Consider the following 16,412-nt stretch of genomic DNA (forward strand, 5'->3'; position numbering starts at 1 on the left):
GACAGGCGGAAAACTTTTACTTCGGCCATCCCCTGGGTGAGATGCGTCTGGTAAGCAGAGTTTTTGAAATTTAAGGCCTTTCTGTAATTCCAAAGGCTACAGTATCAAGAAATTTGCAACAGTGCCCAAAAAAGCGAATTCTCGACGATGCACCAGAGCAAATCATTTCCGGCCCCTGGAAACGTCTGGTCTACGACAGAGATGGCAGGATTCTACGAGCGGGTTACTCGTTGTGTCTTCTTGAGCGCCTTCAGGATTCTTTGCGCCGTCGTGATCTCTGGCTGGAGAACAGTGACCGGTGGGGGGACCCGCGTCAAAAATTGCTTCAGGGAGCTGAATGGCAGGCACAACGGATCCCGGTATGTCGGGCGCTGGGTCATCCATCAGACGGAACTAAAGCATCAGAACAACTGGCTACGCGGCTTGATGACACATGGAAATCAGTGGCTTCACGTTTTGCCTGCAACGCAGCGGTCAGCATAAGCAATGAAGGTAAGCATCCCTCACTGACGATCAGCAGTCTGGATAAACTGGATGAGCCACCGGCACTGATACAATTGAACCGTCGGGTAAGAGAACTGATCCCACCCGTTGATCTGACTGAGCTGTTGCTTGAAATAGATGCCCGAACCGGTTTTACCCGCGAATTCAGCCACGTCAGTGAATCAGGTGCACGGGCGCAGGATCTCCAGGTCAGTCTGTGCGCAACATTGCTGGCGGAAGCCTGCAATATAGGGCATGAACCTCTGATAAAGCATAATATTCCCGCGCTTACTCGCCATCGTCTGAGCTGGGTTAAACAAAATTATCTCAGGGCAGAAACGCTGGTTAGCGCTAATGCACGGCTGGTTGATTTTCAGTCCACGCTGCCGCTCGCGGGGTACTGGGGAGGTGGGGAGGTTGCCTCCGCAGATGGTATGCGTTTTGTCACACCGGTTAAAACGGTTAATTCCGGACCAAATCGTAAATACTTTGGTTCAGGACGCGGTATCATCTGGTACAACTTCGTCTCAGATCAGTACTCCGGTTTCCATGGCATTGTCGTTCCCGGTACGCTTCGTGATTCCATCTTTATACTGGAAGGGCTTCTGGAGCAGCAAACCGGGCTGTGTCCGGTAGAAATTATGACGGACACGGCAGGATCCAGCGATATCATTTTTGGCCTGTTCTGGTTACTGGGCTACCAGTTTTCCCCTCGTCTGGCCGATGCAGGTGGGGCGATATTCTGGCGGGCAGATAAAATGGCCCATTATGGTGCCCTGAATGAGTTGGCCCGGGGATGTGTTGAACTTTCAAAAATAGAATCCCAATGGGATGAAATGATGCGAATGGCGGGTTCACTGAAGCTTGGGACCATCCATGCATCAGAGCTTATTCGTTCACTGTTGAGAAGTAGCCGACCATCTGGTCTGGCTCAGGCGATTATGGAAGTGGGCCGGGTCAACAAGACTTTGTATCTTCTCAACTATATCGATGATGAGGATTACCGGCGTCGGATACTCACTCAGCTCAACCGGGGAGAAGGACGGCATGCAGTGGCTCGAGCCATTTGCTACGGACAACGTGGTGAGATTAGAAAACGCTACCGTGAAGGTCAGGAAGATCAACTGGGTGCTCTGGGTCTGGTGACCAATGCGGTTGTGCTGTGGAATACACTTTACATGCAGGAGGCGTTGTCACATCTTCGCAAATCAGGGGAAACGCCTGAGGGGGAGCAACTGGCAAGATTGTCGCCGCTGATACATGGCCATATAAATATGCTGGGGCATTATACGTTTTCGTTACCAGAAGATATTTTGAAGGGCGAGTTAAGACCGTTAAATTTCAATACAAACAATGAATTAACCTCTTAACGTGGTTTTTTACATCATTGGACCGCGAACCCCTATAACGTTTTTATGCATTTGATGGTTAGCCTGCTTTCCTTTGAACTTTCCTTGCTCAACAGCTTTTTTAATACCCTCTTGCTGCCTGCGTCTGCGATCCTGATAGTCCTTACGAGCTATAGCTGCAAGCATATCTAACATCATTGCATTTATTGCTCTGAGCATAGCAGCAGTAAAGTCATCACTTCTCTGGTTCTCCAGCGCGGCGTAACTGGTTGGTAGATCCAGACTTACTATCGACAGACTTTTACTGTTAATCAATTCCTTGAGTTTTATCCAGCCAGCATCATCAAGACGAGATAGCCGATCTACCTGCTCAATCAGTAAGGCATCCCCTGGCGAGGCATTTTCAAGTAGCCGCATAAGTTCGGGCCGCTGAAGTGAAGCACCAGAAACATTTTCTACATACCAGCTTGCTACACGATGGCCGCGCTCAGCTACAAATTGCTGCAGGCTATTTTTAGCACGCTCGGCATCTTGTTGCCGGGTCGATGCGCGAAGGTACGCAAAAATGTACATTTTTCAAGCAGCCATGACTTATAGATGATGACTTAAAGCCTAAAACGTCAAATTTATGACTATGACATTAGAGTATACTCAAATGACATAATAAAATGATAACAACTGCAATATTAACCGGTAGAATTCACACAAAAACATCTCGTTTTTTTATTTGTGTTTTATAATTTTGATAATATTAAAAACAAGATTCCCTTTAATAAGGTTATCAAAATAAAATATGAAGTTGGTTGATTGAGGTACGATTATTTAAACACGGTTACCCCTGAATATCAGTTGGTGATAATCAGGCTTTAACATAGTGGCGTCAGATATATCTACATGATGACGCTGGAAAATTAAACCGGTTTAGCTGAGCGTATAATGGATGTGAGCTTACTGAAGGGTTCTTTGAGCAGAACCCTTCAGAGCATTTATAAAGCCGGATGACCGTTATTTTTTCAGCCACGCTTCCATGTGCTCTATCTCACTTTTCTGTGCCTTGATGACATCTTCTGCCATCTTCTTCATTTCCGGATCTTTCCCGTATTTCAGCTCCGTTTCAGCCATGGCAATCGCGCCCCTGTGATGCTCGATCATGCCTTTGGCAAACGCCCTGTCAGCGTCCTGCTCCTTCAGGGCATTCATCATGCTACTGTGCATCTTTTGCATACCTGACATGTACTCTTTTGAGGCCGGAGACATGCTCATCTCATGCGTCATTTTTGAGGCCGGTTGCTGAGCCATAACCGCAGCCGGCAGGACAAACAGCAGGGAGGCAAGAATCATATGCGGTTTTTTCATAAGGTAACTCCTTTATAGGTAAGATATTTACTTCAGGTTTTCCCGGGCATCCTTTCATATGTCCGGGAACATAACCTTGATACAGAGCAGTTCAAATCATGAAATTTTAGCCCGGAAAGTTTTGTTGTTACGGTCCCTCTGTTGCCGGCATGATGGCCGTGAACGTAATGACATTATCATTCACGGCTACCTGCAGATCGCCTTCATGGGCCAGCAAAATGGACCGCGTAATAGAAAGACCGAGTCCCGCGCCATCCGTATTATGCTGCCTGGATGCATCGCCCCGGTAAAAACGGTCAAACAGTCGGCCCAGACTTTCCGGTGCAATATCTTCTGTGTGATTGGAAATATGTACAAAGGCCCTGTCCGAGTTATGCTCTGCTGATACGGATATGGCAGAGCCCGGCAGAGAATATTTTATGGCGTTGGTGATCAGATTACTCAGCGCACGACGCAGCATCAGGCGATCGCCTCTGACGAGAGCATCACCTTTAAGCTTCAGCGTTTTATGACTTTCACCAGCAAGAGGCTCAAAGAAATCAATCAGTTCTTCGAGCTCTTCGTGTAATGAGACGTTCTGCTTCTCCAGTATCATCAGGCCATTTTCTGACTTCGCCAGAAAAAGCATGTCGCTGCTCATTCTTGCAAGCCGGCTCAGCTCTTCCAGATTAGAGAAAAGTACCTCCCGGTAACTGGCTGCATCACGATCCCGGGACAGGGCAACCTGCGTCTGCATCATCAGGTTACTGACAGGCGTACGCAGCTCATGGGCAATGTCCGATGAAAACTCAGAAAGGCGCCTGAAGGATTTCTCCAGCCTTTCAAGCATGCTGTTGAATTCAGCCGCGGTAGCCATCAGCTCGGCCGGCAGATGGCGCGCAGGAAGACGTTTACTGAGGTTGTTGATGGTGACAGCGGAGGCCAGACGGTTTAATTCATTCAACGGCTTGAGACCCATCCTTGTGACAAACCAGCCCAGTAATACCGAAATGAACATCAGCCCGCCATTGAACCAGAGCAGCCATTTTTTGAGCTGGCTGATAAATTCATCATGAAAGCCGGTATCATAAGCGGCTGTGATCAGGACATCATGTTGTCCGCCTGCTTTCTGCGCACTGATTTTTCTGACAATAACATTATAACGCCAGCCTTCATCCTCTACTGTCTGCATCGTATCCGGATATGCGGCTTCGCTGGCAAAACGTCCGTAAGGAAGCGGAAAACCGGGCGAGGAATAGTCGGCAAGTAACCTGTTATCCGACGTTTTAATCGACAGATACAACCCGCTGTGACCTACCATGGCATCGGCAACCTTGCGTGCAAGCGAAGCACTGTCTGGCTGCCCGGAATCAGCTTCACTTTCCAGTAGTTCGGTTGCCAGCTCAAGCTTTCCTGTCAGCAGTGCGGCATCCTGATGGCGAAAATAGCTGCTCAGGGCAGTAACAAGCAGGACGCTGGAAAGAAGCCAGGCAGACATCATTACACCGGCAAATATCACGCTCAGCCGTGTAGTCAGGGACCAGTTACGCTTCACTCTTCACGTATCTCCAGAACATAACCGATGCCCCGCACGGTATGAATGAGCTTTGGCGTAAAGTCGTCATCTACCTTGCTGCGAAGCCGCCTGACGGCAACGTCAATGACATTGGTATCGCTTTCAAAATTAATATTCCAGACCAGGGAGGAAAGCAGGTTTCTTGGCAAAACCTCTCCGGTTCGCTGTAACAACAGCTCAAGCAGCACAAACTCTTTTGTAGACAGGTGAATTTTTTTTCCCGACCGGCTCACGGTCCGGCGGGAGGCGTCCATGATCAGATCTGCAATGCTGTGGTTTCCTGAAGCCTGTGTACGGTTACGCCTGAGCAGCGTGCGGATGCGGGCCAGAAGCTCGGCAAAATCGAAAGGTTTTAGCAGGTAATCATCCGCGCCCAGATCGAGCCCTTTAATTTTTTCGCTGACGTTATCTCTGGCCGTCAGGAACAGGACGGGCTCTTCGTGGCGTGCCATGCGCATCTGCTGCAGGATATCCCAGCCATCCATCGAGGGCAGCATGACATCCAGGATTATCAGGTCATAATGCTGACGCAGAATGTGCTCCAGGCCCTGACGCCCGTCGTTCACCAGGGTCACGTCATAGCCTGCTTCCTGGAGTCCCTGCTTCAGGTAAGTACCGGTTTTCAGTTCATCCTCAACAATCAGCATGGTTGTCATGGTGCGTTTTTCCTGCAGTTAATTGTTACTCCATACCGGTGCCAGGGGACAGGGTGCCCAGCCAGGCGACAATGGCCAGTATCAGTACCGCTACGGTAAATTCTGTAATAATGCTTTTACGCATCAGTGCAATACCCGCCTTATAGTGGCCCTGAAGCAGGGCATTTTCCAGCTTTGGCGCAAGCCGGAAGCGGTTGGCAGCAGCCAGCAATAACATCAGAAAAAACAGGGCAGTCTTTATTACCAGCAGCAGGCCGTAAATGCTTCCCGGCAAAGTGCTCAGTGGCTTTTCTGTGATGAGCACGAAATTAACTACTGCCGTGATCACGATGCTTATCACAATAACCGTGCCGGCACGGGAAAACCCCGTTAATGCCCCGGACAACTGCAGTGCATAAGCCGCTTTACTGGCTTTTTTTATACTCAGCAGAACGGTAAAAGCCGTCAGGGCTCCTACCCAGGCACCGGCTGCGGAAAGATGAACAATATCGCTCAACAAATGGACGTAATAGCTCACACCGTCATTCATGGCTGCATGACCGCCCCATGCCAGGGTCGCCAGCGCAGTACCGCCTGCCAACATCAAAACATAACGTGAAAGTACGGCATTCCTAAGCCGCAGACCGAGCCCGATAAAGGCGATGGCCAGGGCAACGAGCCGGACGACCCAGCTCATGCCAACAGCGGTCTCGCCGACCACCATTTCAATAATGTGCAGAGTCAGCTCACCGGGGTCACTGACGCCGCTCATGGACTGGGCAACCAGCAGCATGTTTGCCAGTGACAACACAATCCCGGCAGAAATGAGCGTGAAAAAGAACGACCAGACGCTGAACAAAGATACCGGTTTTTTCAATACGCCTTTCAGGGCATAAAGCTCAAATAAAGGCAGGCCAAAAAGAACCATAAGATCAAGGTAAAGAAGAAACCGGATGACAATAAAAGTCTGATCGTTCATGGCATTACTTCACGCTAAAGCTGTAGTTGCCGGTACGGGGATGTGTGTCAGATGACACTGCACGCCATTCCACCTTATAAGTCCCGGCGGGCAGCGGTTTTGCCGGCGTGATAATCATGGTTTTGGGATCGCTGCCGGCCGCAACTTTAGCTGAAACAGGCATTGGCGCATGCGATGACATGCCCGGCATGGCAGTCATTATCAGACGTGCGCCAGAGAATTTGGTCACCAGATTTTCGGTGAAGTGAAGCTCTACCTTTGAAGGAGCCGCTACCTGTGCCTTGTCTGCAGGCACTGATGAAGCCAGTTCAGGATGCGCCTGGACAGCGAAAGCAGTGACAGAAGCCACAACAGCGATGAAATACTTAGCAGATGAATGTTTCATTATAATACCTGTCTTGTTTAAATTAACTGCATCAGAACCACATGCGTGCCCCGAGAAGGAAACGCACTTCGTTATCTTTTTCTTCTTCACGGGCAGCCATATCTGCGGTATTACCGTAAAGCTGGCTCCAGGAAACCCCGACGTATGGAGCAAACTCACGTTTCACCTCGTAGCGAAGGCGCAGTGAGAGTTCCGTACTGGACAGGCCCTTACCGGTTTCACGCGCTTCATCATCTTTCCCGTAAATACTGGCTTCAAAGGAAGGCTGCAGGATCAGACGGTTGGTCAGCAGCACATCGTAATCCGCCTCCAGCCTCAGCGCAGTTCGCCCCTTCTCGCCGGCAAATGCTGTCAGCTCGGTTTCAAAATTGTAAAGCGCCATTCCCTGCAGGCCGGCGGCAAGCCAGGTCTGGGGCTTTCCGGGCCTGAAATCCTGTCGGGCCCCGGCAACCACATCCCACCAGGGCGTAATGGCATGTCCCCACAGTGCCTGCACTTCTGCGGATTCAGCTTTACCGTCGCTGGTTTCGCCTTCGCTGCGGATCCAGAGCCGGTCGATGTCACCCCCAATCCAGCCGCTCACATCCCAGTTAAACCCGCCAGGATCGTTGTTTTTCTGCCATTCCAGCTGATCGGCAAGCAGAAAATAATTCACGCTGCTGTCATGAATTTTATGACCGTGGACATCCGGAAATGCCGCCTTACGGTCAGCCTCGGTAACCGGCGGGATGGGCGTTCTGCTTTCTGCTGGCGCAGCGGGTTGCATGGACTCCATACCATCCATCGGCTCCATCCCGCCCATAGCAGGATGATCCATCCCTGACATATCATGCTGCGGCATGTTATGCGCTGGCGCGGCATAGACGGGTGTAAACGTCGTTCCGGCAAGTGCAGACCAAACCAGCAATCCTGCCGCAGAACGCGACACATTCTTTTTCATATCACTCCACCCTGAAACTGACATCAGCAGTACCTCATTCAATGACCCGGACTTCACGGAACATGCCCGTTTCCATATGGAAAAGAAGATGGCAGTGATAGGCCCACCGCCCGAGCGCGTCAGCCGTGACGCGATAGCTGCGGCGGGTTCCCGGAGGCATATCAATGGTATGTTTACGTACCTGGAAGTTGCCACCCTCGTCTTCAAGATCACTCCACATACCGTGAAGATGAATGGGGTGCGTCATCATGGTGTCGTTGACCAGTACGATGCGAACGCGTTCACCATAGCGGAGCGTAACCGGTTCTGAATCTGAGAATTTGATGCCGTTGAAAGACCAGGCAAACTTTTCCATATGGCCCGTAAGGTGCAGTTCGATGGTGCGGGACGGTTCGCGGCCGTCCGGATCTTCAAACGTACTTTTCAGGTCGGCATAAGTCAGAACCTTCCTGCCGTTATTACGCAGGCCGATGCCCGGGTCATTTAATTTTGGTGCCGGCATCATCGCCTGCATATCTACCAGAGGGTTACCCGTTTCGGAAGCCGGGTGTTTCTGCATGTCACTCATGCCAGCCATGCTTGCGTGATCCATACCGCTCATAGCGCTGTGATCCATTCCCGCCATGCTGTCTGTTGGGGGGGCTGGTACAGCTGAACCATCCATACTCTGCATATCACCGCCGTCCATGCCCTGCATCTGACTGTGATCCATCCCGCCCATACTGCCATGATCCATCCCGCCCATGCCCATATCATCCATGGTCAGCCAGGGACGCGGATCGGGTTTCGGAATCGTTGCAGACAGTCCCTTCCGGACGGCAAGCGTGCCACGTGCATAGCCGCTGCGGTCCATAGACTGAGCAAAAATAGTGTAAGCGTCATCAGTCGGCTCTACGATCACATCGTAGGTTTCGGCAACGGCGATACGGAACTCATCAACGGACACGGGGGTGACATACTGCCCGTCTGCGGCCACGACCGTCATTTTCAGACCGGGAATACGAACGTCAAAATAAGACATGGCCGAGCCGTTAATGAAGCGCAGGCGTACTTTCTCACCTTTACGGAACAGACCGGTCCAGTTTTTACCGGGTCCCTGTCCGTTCATCAGGTAGGTGTATGTGAAACCACTGACGTCGGCTAAATCTGTCGGGTTCATCTTCATTTCGGCCCACATTTTCCGGTCAGCCAGCGTATTCGCGAGGCCTTTCTCCCGCGCATCACGGAAAAAGTCGGTAGCGGTGGGTTTAGCGAAGTTGTAATAATCTGATTGTTTTTTCAGTTTTGCGAGAATGTCTGAGGCTTTTTCATCAGACCAGTCGGTCAGCAGCACAACATGCTCGCTGTCCCACTGAAACGGCTCAGGTTCAGCGGCATCGATAATAATCGGACCGTATACCCCTTCCTGCTCCTGCAGGCCGGAATGGCTGTGATACCAGTAAGTTCCGTTCTGCTTTATTTTAAAGGAGTAAACATACGTGTCGTCCGGTTCGATCCCGTGAAAACTGAGACCCGGCACGCCGTCCATATTTGCCGGCAGGATAATGCCATGCCAGTGAACAGAGGTCGGCTCTGAAAGGCGGTTTTTTACCCTTAACGTGACAGTGTCGCCTTCTTTCCAGCGCAGCAGAGGTCCCGGAAGACCCGCATTTATGGTTTTTGCATAACGGGTCTTACCGGTGATATTCAGTGGCGTTTCGCCGATAAACAGATCAAAGTCGGTCCCGGCCAGCGTACGGGACTGCATCAGGTTTACCGCCGAAAACGCATCAAACGTTCTCAGCCCCAGGCCACCCACGAGACCGGTGGCGGTTATCCCTTTAATAAAATTACGTCGTGAACTTTTAAGTTCCATGACTGAGCTCCGGCAAAATTCACAGTATCCCGGGAGAAAAAATCTCTCCGCTCCGCAAGCACAAGCCGTGCTTACCGTTCAGGAAGTTTATTTTTTGTTACCGGAAAGCTATCACAGCTGAAAGACGGGCATGATTACAATTGTGTAATGTTGGAACTTGCTGTTTTTACATTACATTTATGTCATTTTCGAGCGGAGGCATTTTTCTCCTGTACGATAAAAATGACTGAAGCCGGAGAGCGTCCGGCCCGCCATTATTTAACTTTTACTCGTAAGGACAGCCGACATGAAAAAATTAATGTTTGTTTCTCTTCTGGCCCTGTTTCCTGCCTCATCAGTATGGGCACAGCCGCATCCTGTTTCAGAGCCGGACGGTCAGGTAACTAACAACGCTGTTGCCATGATGAATGAACATGAGCGTGCCATCCTGGCGCACCAGAGTATGGATAATGCAAATTCTGCAGCACATCAGAGCATCATTGATATGCACCGAAGGATGATGCAGCAGGAAAAATAAGGGGTTGCACCGGACAGAAGATTCTCCCGGTATCTTCTGTCCGTTTCTGTCACTGCTCCGGGATGCGGTTGTGTTTTACCCTCATCGTTAATGCTTTTTCCGGTAAATCTTCTTTCAAGGCCTACGTGAGCCGGCCCGTCTTGCTGCGACGGGCTCTTTTTACCGCCTTCCCGCTTTCCGCATCGTTAAACTGCCGCCCATGCTGAATACAGCGGTATTTTGCGGCAATGAAGATTCTGTACCAGGCTTATTACGTATTCGCAAATAAGCTAAGTTAAGAGAGGAAAATATGTCAGAACAATATCGCAACTGCATTGAAGCCTGCTATATCTGTGCCGCCACCTGTGATTACTGTGCCACGTCATGCCTTAAAGAACCTCAGCTGGAGATGATGCGTGAATGCATAAGGCTGGACATGCAGTGCGCAAGCATCTGCCGGATAGCGGCAAATTTAATGTCGCTTGAAAGCGAATTTGCTCCCGAACTCTGCAGAGTTTGTGCAGAAATTTGCCAGAAATGTGGTGATGAGTGCGCCCGACATGAGCATGAACACTGTAAAAAATGCGCAGAAGCATGCCATCATTGTGCTCAGGAGTGCAGAAATATGGCAGCATAACTTTTCTGTCATCTGCGGTACGAAGCAAGGGACAGCTACTTCATGCGCCGGAAAGCTGTAAATTGGCGTCGCCAGCCCTGCCTGGCCCTTCGCGGGAAAAACGCAGTTGTAGCAGATAATGCGCAACAAAAGACAGGGCCACCTGAACGAGCCCTGTAAACTGTTCAGGTGGCGAGGGCTCTGGACTGCGGCATGATTACGGGCAGGACGGAACCATACCGACTACTTACGCAACAGGCGTAGCCCGTTTGCCACAACAAGCAGGCTTGCACCCACATCCGCGAATACGGCCATCCACATGGTCCCCATACCGGCAATGGTCAGGGCCAGAAAAACTGCCTTGATCCCAATAGCCATAACGATATTCTGAACCAGAACATTATACGTCTGCCTGGAGAGCCGGACAAAAGCCGGAATTTTACGCAAATCATCGTCCATGAGGGCCACATCGGCAGTCTCGATGGCGGTATCCGTGCCCATTGCGCCCATAGCAAAGCCGATATCGGCGCGGGCCAGCGCCGGTGCATCATTGATGCCGTCGCCCACCATGCCGGTCGTGCCCTGCGCCGTAAATGTTTCCACGGCACGCAGTTTATCTTCCGGCAGTTGATCCCCACGCGCCTCATCGATACCAACCTGACCGGCAATGGCCAGCGCCGTGTGCGCATTGTCTCCGGTCAGCATGAGCGTTTTGACACCCAGACTATGCAACTGCCTTATCGCCTCGCGGCTGCTTTCCTTCACCGTATCAGCCACCGCAAACAGCCCAAGCACCTGATGAGTGTCAGAGAGCATGATGACCGTTTTACCCCCGGTCTCCAGTTCCGTTAGTGCAGCCCTGACCGCTTCCGGGCAACGCACCGTTTCTTCAGCCAGCCTCAGATTCCCCAGATTGTAGGTTTGACCGTTGATGACGCCGCGCACGCCACGGCCCGGCAGAGCCTCAAAGTTTTCTACTTCATAACGCTGAATGCCATCTGATGCCGCCGATACAGCCTGCGAAACCGGATGATCGGAGTAACCTGCCAGGCTCACAGCCAGCCTGCGCCCCTCGTCTTCTGACACACCGGTATAGATAATCGCATCCGTCTGTACCGGCTTACCGTGCGTCAGTGTGCCGGTCTTGTCGAGCGCCAGCCACTTCAGCTTTCGGCCTTCTTCAAGATAAACGCCGCCCTTGATCAATATCCCCCGGCGGGCTGCTGCCGTCAGGCCGCTGACGATGGTCACTGGCGTGGAAATGACCAGCGCACAGGGGCAGGCGATAACCAGCATCACCAGCGCTTTGTAAATCCATTCCTGCCAGCTTCCACCTGCAATCAGCGGCGGGAGAACGGCAACTGCGACAGCAATAGCAAACACCACAGGGGTATATATTTGCGCAAAGCGATCAACAAAGCGCTGCGTAGGGGCTTTTGCCCCCTGCGCTTCCGCCACAGCATGAATGATACGCGCCAGCGTGGTATTTCCGGCAGCGGCCGTTACCCGGTACTCAAAGCCACCGGAGCCGTTGACCGTCCCGGCGAAGACCGGGTCGCCTTCCCCTTTATCCACCGGCAGGCTTTCGCCGGTAATGGGTGCCTGATTAATGGCGGTCCTGCCCCGGATCACCGTGCCGTCGAGGGCGATACGCTCGCCAGGTTTTACCCTGACCAAGCTGTTAATGGATACAGACCTGGCCTCAGTTTCTTTCCAGGAGCCGTCCGGCTGCTGAACCGTGGCCGTTTCAGGCGTCAGCTTCATCAGAGAGCCGATGGCATTGCGGGCGCGATCAAGAGACTTCGCTTCAATCAGTTCCGCAATCGTGAACAGCACCATTACCATGGCGGCTTCCGGCCACTGTCCGAGCGCCAGCGCCCCGGTGACGGCAATACTCATCAGCGCGTTGATATTCAGGTTGCCGTTGCGCAGTGCAATCCAGCCTTTTTTGTATGTGGACACGCCACAGGCCGCAACGGCAGCCAGAGCAAGAGCCGCTTCCAGCCATTCCGGCATGCCCGTCCAGTGCATGGCTTCGGCGGCGATTGCCGCCACACCGGCAAGCGCCAGCGGCCACCAGGGTTTTTTCTTTCCCTCAGTGACCGCGTGCCGGCCATTGCTGTCAGGAAGTTCAGGTTCAAAGCCCAGCGAACGAATGGCGGCCAGAACCGGCTCCAGCGCATCCGGTGCGTGAACCACCATCAGTACGCGCTGCATAAGATTGAAATCCAGTTCCTTCACGGCTGACATGCCGTCCAGCTTTTTACGGATCATGCCCTCCTCTACCGGGCAGTCCATCTGCATGATCCTGATACTGGTACGCACCCCGTCAGCGGTCACCTGCTGCGTCTGCAGCTCACCAAATGTGACAGGGGCAGGCGCGCAGCAGGAACCGCCGGTGCTTTCCGCCTCACGGCCTGAACAGCAGCTGCCTTCAGGCTGCATTGCTTTATCAATCGGTTCCGGGTCAAAACCCAGCGAGCGCACCGCCTGCAGAACCGGCTCCAGCGCCTGCGGCGTATGGGTCACGGTGAGCACCCTCTGCATCAGATTGAAGTCAAGATTGCTGATGGCAGGTAATTTTGCCAGTTTTTTTCGGAGGAGCGTCTCCTCCGTCGGGCAGTCCATCTGCATGATGCGCAGACGCGTCTGAACTTCATCGTTGCGGGTATGCTCTGTAACCGATTCGGATGGCTGACTCAGGCTGTCCGGTGAGCAGCAGCTGCCGGTGCTGCAACAGGCCGGTGTGGCCTCAGCCGTTTTTTGTAGCGTTTTACCGGATACCTCTGCCGGGGCAGCAACGTTTTTTTTAACAGACGCCTCCTCTCCGGTTGCGGCAGAACCACATTTTTTATTACTGCAGCAGTCACTCATATCTTTATCCCGTTCATAACGTATACTGGCATTAAAGACCCTGATGTAACTACAGGGTCAAGATCAGATGAGGTGAGTTATGAAAATTGGCGAGCTGGCCCGGCTGGCTGGATGTCCGGTAGAAACGGTGCGTTATTACGAGCGTGAGGGCCTGCTGCAGGCCGCGTTGCGGGACCAGGGTAATAACTATCGCCATTATGACAGTGCGCACCTGGAAAGGATGATGTTTATCCGGCGCTGTCGGGCGCTGGATATGACTCATCAAGAAATCCGGGTGCTGCTACAGGCGCGTAGCCAGCCTGATGCAGACTGCGGTTCGGTCAATGTCCTGATAAATGAACATCTGAACCACGTTCAGGCTCGCATCCGTGAACTGAATATGCTGGAAAAGCAACTTTGTGAGCTCCGGAGCCACTGCAATGCCAATCGGGCAACACGGGACTGCGGTATTCTGCGCGAACTGGAGCAGGCAGAAGAGCCTGAGGATATCGTGCCGGTTATAACTGCAGGTCATCTGGCCGGAAGTCATTCATACTGATGCTGCTTTTCTACTATCAGCAGGACGGTTCACTAAATAAACAGGCTTTTTTTGCCATATTACTCCGGCATGCCCGGCCATTCAGTCAGCTGAAAATGTGCTGCCGTTAAAATCTGTGTGACATCGTTCAGCATTCACTTTCCATTTGTTTCGTAGCGTATCCTGGCAGGACTGCCCCTGATCGCCGGAAAGTAACATCAAAGGTTCAACCGCATCGCATAGCCTCTGGTAAAAGTTTCCAGAATAAAATACCCTTCATTTCACATATTCATGAAATGAAGAATTATAATGGAGCAAACCAGAGCACTTATTGCGTTCTCAGCACTGGCACATGAATCACGACTCTGAATAATCAGAATGCTTGTTGTAGCGGGCGCAGGTGGCATGTCCGCAGGTGACATTGCTGCCGCTCTCGACGCTTCATCCCCCTCCAGAGTGTCTTTTCACCTGAAAGAACTCGAGCACGCCGGCCTTATCTCCGGTCGCCGCGAAGGCAAATCGGTTATCTACAGCGCCTGCTGGACAGACCTGGCCGATTTAGTGGCCTTTCTGATGCACGACTGCTGTCAGGGGCATTGTCATTATTGCGATCAGGCCATCGAATTATTTTCTAAATGTACCGGTATGCCAACAGGGCCTGAAAATAATGCCTGAACATCGCTTTTGCAGTCACAATAACCAACACAGAGGGATTTAGCCTGTGCAAACAGCAAATAAAGCAGCACGGATCAGGGACCGGCTTGAGCATAGTCAAATTGCCATTTATTTCGTTGCAGTGGCAGCCGGATGTTTTTCAGCAATGCTTTTGCCGGGGACTGACCGCCTGGAAAGTGCCATCAATCCCGCACTGGCTCTGATGCTTTATGTCACCTTTCTGCAAGTGCCCGTGGCCGAACTTGGCGGTGCGTTCACGAGAGTACGTTTTATTCTGCCTCTCCTGCTGACTAATTTCCTTTTAGTGCCGATTCTGGTCGCAGTACTGGTCAGTTTTCTTCCGCAAAACCCGGTGCTTATCCTCGGCGTGCTTCTGGTCCTGCTTACTCCCTGCATAGATTACGTGGTGACATTTTCGCAACTTGGTCGTGCTGATGCCCGTCTTTTACTGGCCTCCACGCCGGTATTACTTATGGTGCAGATTCTGTTGCTTCCGGTATACCTGCATTTATTTCTTGGCGAAAATGCCTCTGAACTGGTGCAGCCCGCACCCTTTATTCATGCATTCATCTGGCTTATCGCTGTCCCCCTGATCCTTGCTGCACTAACCCAGTTTATGGCCCGCAAAATTCATTTAGCGCAAAAGGCTTCCGAATGTATTGGTCTGCTGCCCGTTCCGGCAACTGCGACAGTTCTTTTCATTGTTGTGGCCGCCATGCTGCCGCAGCTGGGTGAAGCCTGGTCTGTTGCTGTTCAGGCAGTGCCTGTCTATCTGGCTTTTGCTGCGTTAGCACCTTTGTGCGGATGGAGCATGGCTAAGGTTTTTCGTCTGGAGCCCGCGGCAGGAAGAGCCATTGCCTTCAGTGGCGCTACCCGAAACTCTCTGGTCATATTACCGCTGGCGCTGGCAGTTCCGGGCGCGGTGCCCGTCCTGCCGGCTGTTATCGTGGCTCAGACCATGGTTGAGCTAATCAGCGAGCTGGTTTACGTGCGTCTCATCCCCAGACTGGGGCGCAATAACGTGTGAGCGTAAGTGATATGCCGCCCGCTGTGGCGGCATTATTATATAAAAGGTTCACGTCCGGTAAGCTGCCATCTTCATGGCGGTCCAGATCACAGCTAAGGCAGGTCTGAACTCATCTGTTAATAGTTATGTTCGCATACAGCTGTGCAGAAAAGGCAGTCAGCCCGCCACAACATATATGAATTTATAAATATAAAATTGACCTTTCGTCTGCAGAAGACGAGACTTATTGCTGTCCGCCACGAAGGAGAAATTATGCCGTCACTTCTGCCCCTGCAACTTTTTAAAAATCTTTCTGACGAAACCCGGCTCAGCCTGGTGCTGCTGTTGCGCGAAAAAGGGGAGCTCTGCGTCTGCGAGCTTTCGTCCACGCTAAAGGAATCACAACCAAAAATCTCCCGTCACCTTGCACTTCTTAGGGAGAGTGGGCTGCTGATCGACAGGCGAGACGGCAAGTGGATCCATTACCGGTTATCGCCACATATGCCAGCCTGGGCAGCAGCAGTGATTGAACAGGCTTACCTGTGCCAGCGGGATGACATCCTTAAGCTCAGCCAGCAGGCTGAACGCGATAACGCAACCACCAACGGCAAGGTTGTCTGCATGTAAAAATTTTATCAAAACACATTCGATTAAACGCATGTGTTTTGCAGCATACACTTAGAAGCCCGCT

15 protein-coding genes and 1 pseudogene are annotated in these 16,412 nt (G+C 51.9%); 7 read left to right on the top strand and 9 right to left on the bottom strand.

Going from position 1 to position 16,412, the window contains the following annotated elements:
- Positions 1-128: 128 nt before the first annotated feature.
- A pseudogene (locus AABB92_RS21840) lies at positions 129-1,853 on the top strand (Tn3 family transposase); the annotation flags it as partial.
- A 9-nt stretch (positions 1,854-1,862) separates the two neighbouring features.
- Here the strand turns inward: AABB92_RS21840 and AABB92_RS21845 are convergent.
- The 8 genes from AABB92_RS21845 to AABB92_RS21880 form a co-directional block, all read right to left on the bottom strand.
- Positions 1,863-2,405, bottom strand: a complete 543-nt coding sequence (locus AABB92_RS21845) for a recombinase family protein (RefSeq protein WP_031374867.1) — start codon at positions 2,403-2,405, stop codon at positions 1,863-1,865.
- 432 nt (positions 2,406-2,837) lie between these two features.
- On the bottom strand, positions 2,838-3,188 hold the full coding sequence (gene copM, locus AABB92_RS21850) for a CopM family metallochaperone (protein ID WP_031374866.1): 351 nt from the start codon (positions 3,186-3,188) through the stop codon (positions 2,838-2,840).
- Positions 3,189-3,315: 127 nt separating this feature from the next.
- On the bottom strand, positions 3,316-4,722 hold the full coding sequence (locus AABB92_RS21855; protein ID WP_031374865.1) for a heavy metal sensor histidine kinase: 1,407 nt from the start codon (positions 4,720-4,722) through the stop codon (positions 3,316-3,318).
- Positions 4,719-5,399: a heavy metal response regulator transcription factor gene (locus AABB92_RS21860; protein ID WP_031374864.1), complete on the bottom strand. Its 681-nt coding sequence runs from the start codon at positions 5,397-5,399 to the stop codon at positions 4,719-4,721. The genes AABB92_RS21855 and AABB92_RS21860 overlap by 4 nt, the downstream gene beginning before the upstream one ends.
- A 25-nt stretch (positions 5,400-5,424) precedes the next feature.
- Complete coding sequence (gene copD / locus AABB92_RS21865) at positions 5,425-6,357, bottom strand: copper homeostasis membrane protein CopD (RefSeq protein WP_094121208.1); 933 nt, start codon at positions 6,355-6,357, stop codon at positions 5,425-5,427.
- A 4-nt stretch (positions 6,358-6,361) separates the two neighbouring features.
- Positions 6,362-6,742: a copper homeostasis periplasmic binding protein CopC gene (gene copC / locus AABB92_RS21870; RefSeq protein ID WP_046289581.1), complete on the bottom strand. Its 381-nt coding sequence runs from the start codon at positions 6,740-6,742 to the stop codon at positions 6,362-6,364.
- A 31-nt stretch (positions 6,743-6,773) separates the two neighbouring features.
- A complete protein-coding gene (locus tag AABB92_RS21875; protein ID WP_143807333.1) occupies positions 6,774-7,583 on the bottom strand; it encodes a copper resistance protein B in 810 nt (269 codons plus the stop codon).
- Between the two features lie 133 nt (positions 7,584-7,716).
- Positions 7,717-9,537, bottom strand: coding sequence for a copper resistance system multicopper oxidase (locus tag AABB92_RS21880; RefSeq protein ID WP_094121209.1), 1,821 nt, complete (start codon positions 9,535-9,537; stop codon positions 7,717-7,719).
- 286 nt (positions 9,538-9,823) lie between these two features.
- On the opposite strand from AABB92_RS21880, the gene AABB92_RS21885 reads away from it, so the two are divergent.
- Positions 9,824-10,054, top strand: coding sequence for a hypothetical protein (locus tag AABB92_RS21885; RefSeq protein ID WP_031374862.1), 231 nt, complete (start codon positions 9,824-9,826; stop codon positions 10,052-10,054).
- Positions 10,055-10,343: 289 nt separating this feature from the next.
- Complete coding sequence (locus AABB92_RS23535) at positions 10,344-10,670, top strand: four-helix bundle copper-binding protein (RefSeq protein WP_072051049.1); 327 nt, start codon at positions 10,344-10,346, stop codon at positions 10,668-10,670.
- A gap of 222 nt (positions 10,671-10,892) precedes the next feature.
- Here AABB92_RS23535 and AABB92_RS21895 read toward each other — a convergent pair whose 3' ends face one another.
- Positions 10,893-13,283 carry a heavy metal translocating P-type ATPase gene (locus AABB92_RS21895; protein WP_072051050.1) on the bottom strand — a complete coding sequence of 797 codons (2,391 nt, stop codon included), beginning with the start codon at positions 13,281-13,283 and terminating at the stop codon, positions 10,893-10,895.
- Positions 13,284-13,602: 319 nt separating this feature from the next.
- Between AABB92_RS21895 and cadR the strand changes: the two genes are divergently transcribed.
- The 4 genes from cadR (at position 13,603) to AABB92_RS21915 (ending at position 16,348) form a co-directional block, all read left to right on the top strand.
- Positions 13,603-14,061: a Cd(II)/Pb(II)-responsive transcriptional regulator gene (cadR, locus tag AABB92_RS21900; protein WP_031374861.1), complete on the top strand. Its 459-nt coding sequence runs from the start codon at positions 13,603-13,605 to the stop codon at positions 14,059-14,061.
- 357 nt (positions 14,062-14,418) lie between these two features.
- Positions 14,419-14,715: an ArsR/SmtB family transcription factor gene (locus tag AABB92_RS21905; protein ID WP_082097648.1), complete on the top strand. Its 297-nt coding sequence runs from the start codon at positions 14,419-14,421 to the stop codon at positions 14,713-14,715.
- A 73-nt stretch (positions 14,716-14,788) separates the two neighbouring features.
- The gene (locus tag AABB92_RS21910) at positions 14,789-15,742 is read left to right on the top strand and encodes an arsenic resistance protein (RefSeq protein WP_233215904.1); all 954 of its coding nucleotides are present in this window, start codon (positions 14,789-14,791) and stop codon (positions 15,740-15,742) included.
- Positions 15,743-15,994: 252 nt separating this feature from the next.
- Positions 15,995-16,348 (top strand): metalloregulator ArsR/SmtB family transcription factor, encoded by a 354-nt coding sequence (locus tag AABB92_RS21915; RefSeq protein WP_031374859.1) that lies wholly within the window; start codon positions 15,995-15,997, stop codon positions 16,346-16,348.
- Positions 16,349-16,412: the final 64 nt, after the last annotated feature.

It is taken from the genome of Pantoea brenneri, from assembly GCF_038594305.1.
Classification (GTDB): Bacteria; Pseudomonadota; Gammaproteobacteria; order Enterobacterales; family Enterobacteriaceae; genus Pantoea; species Pantoea brenneri.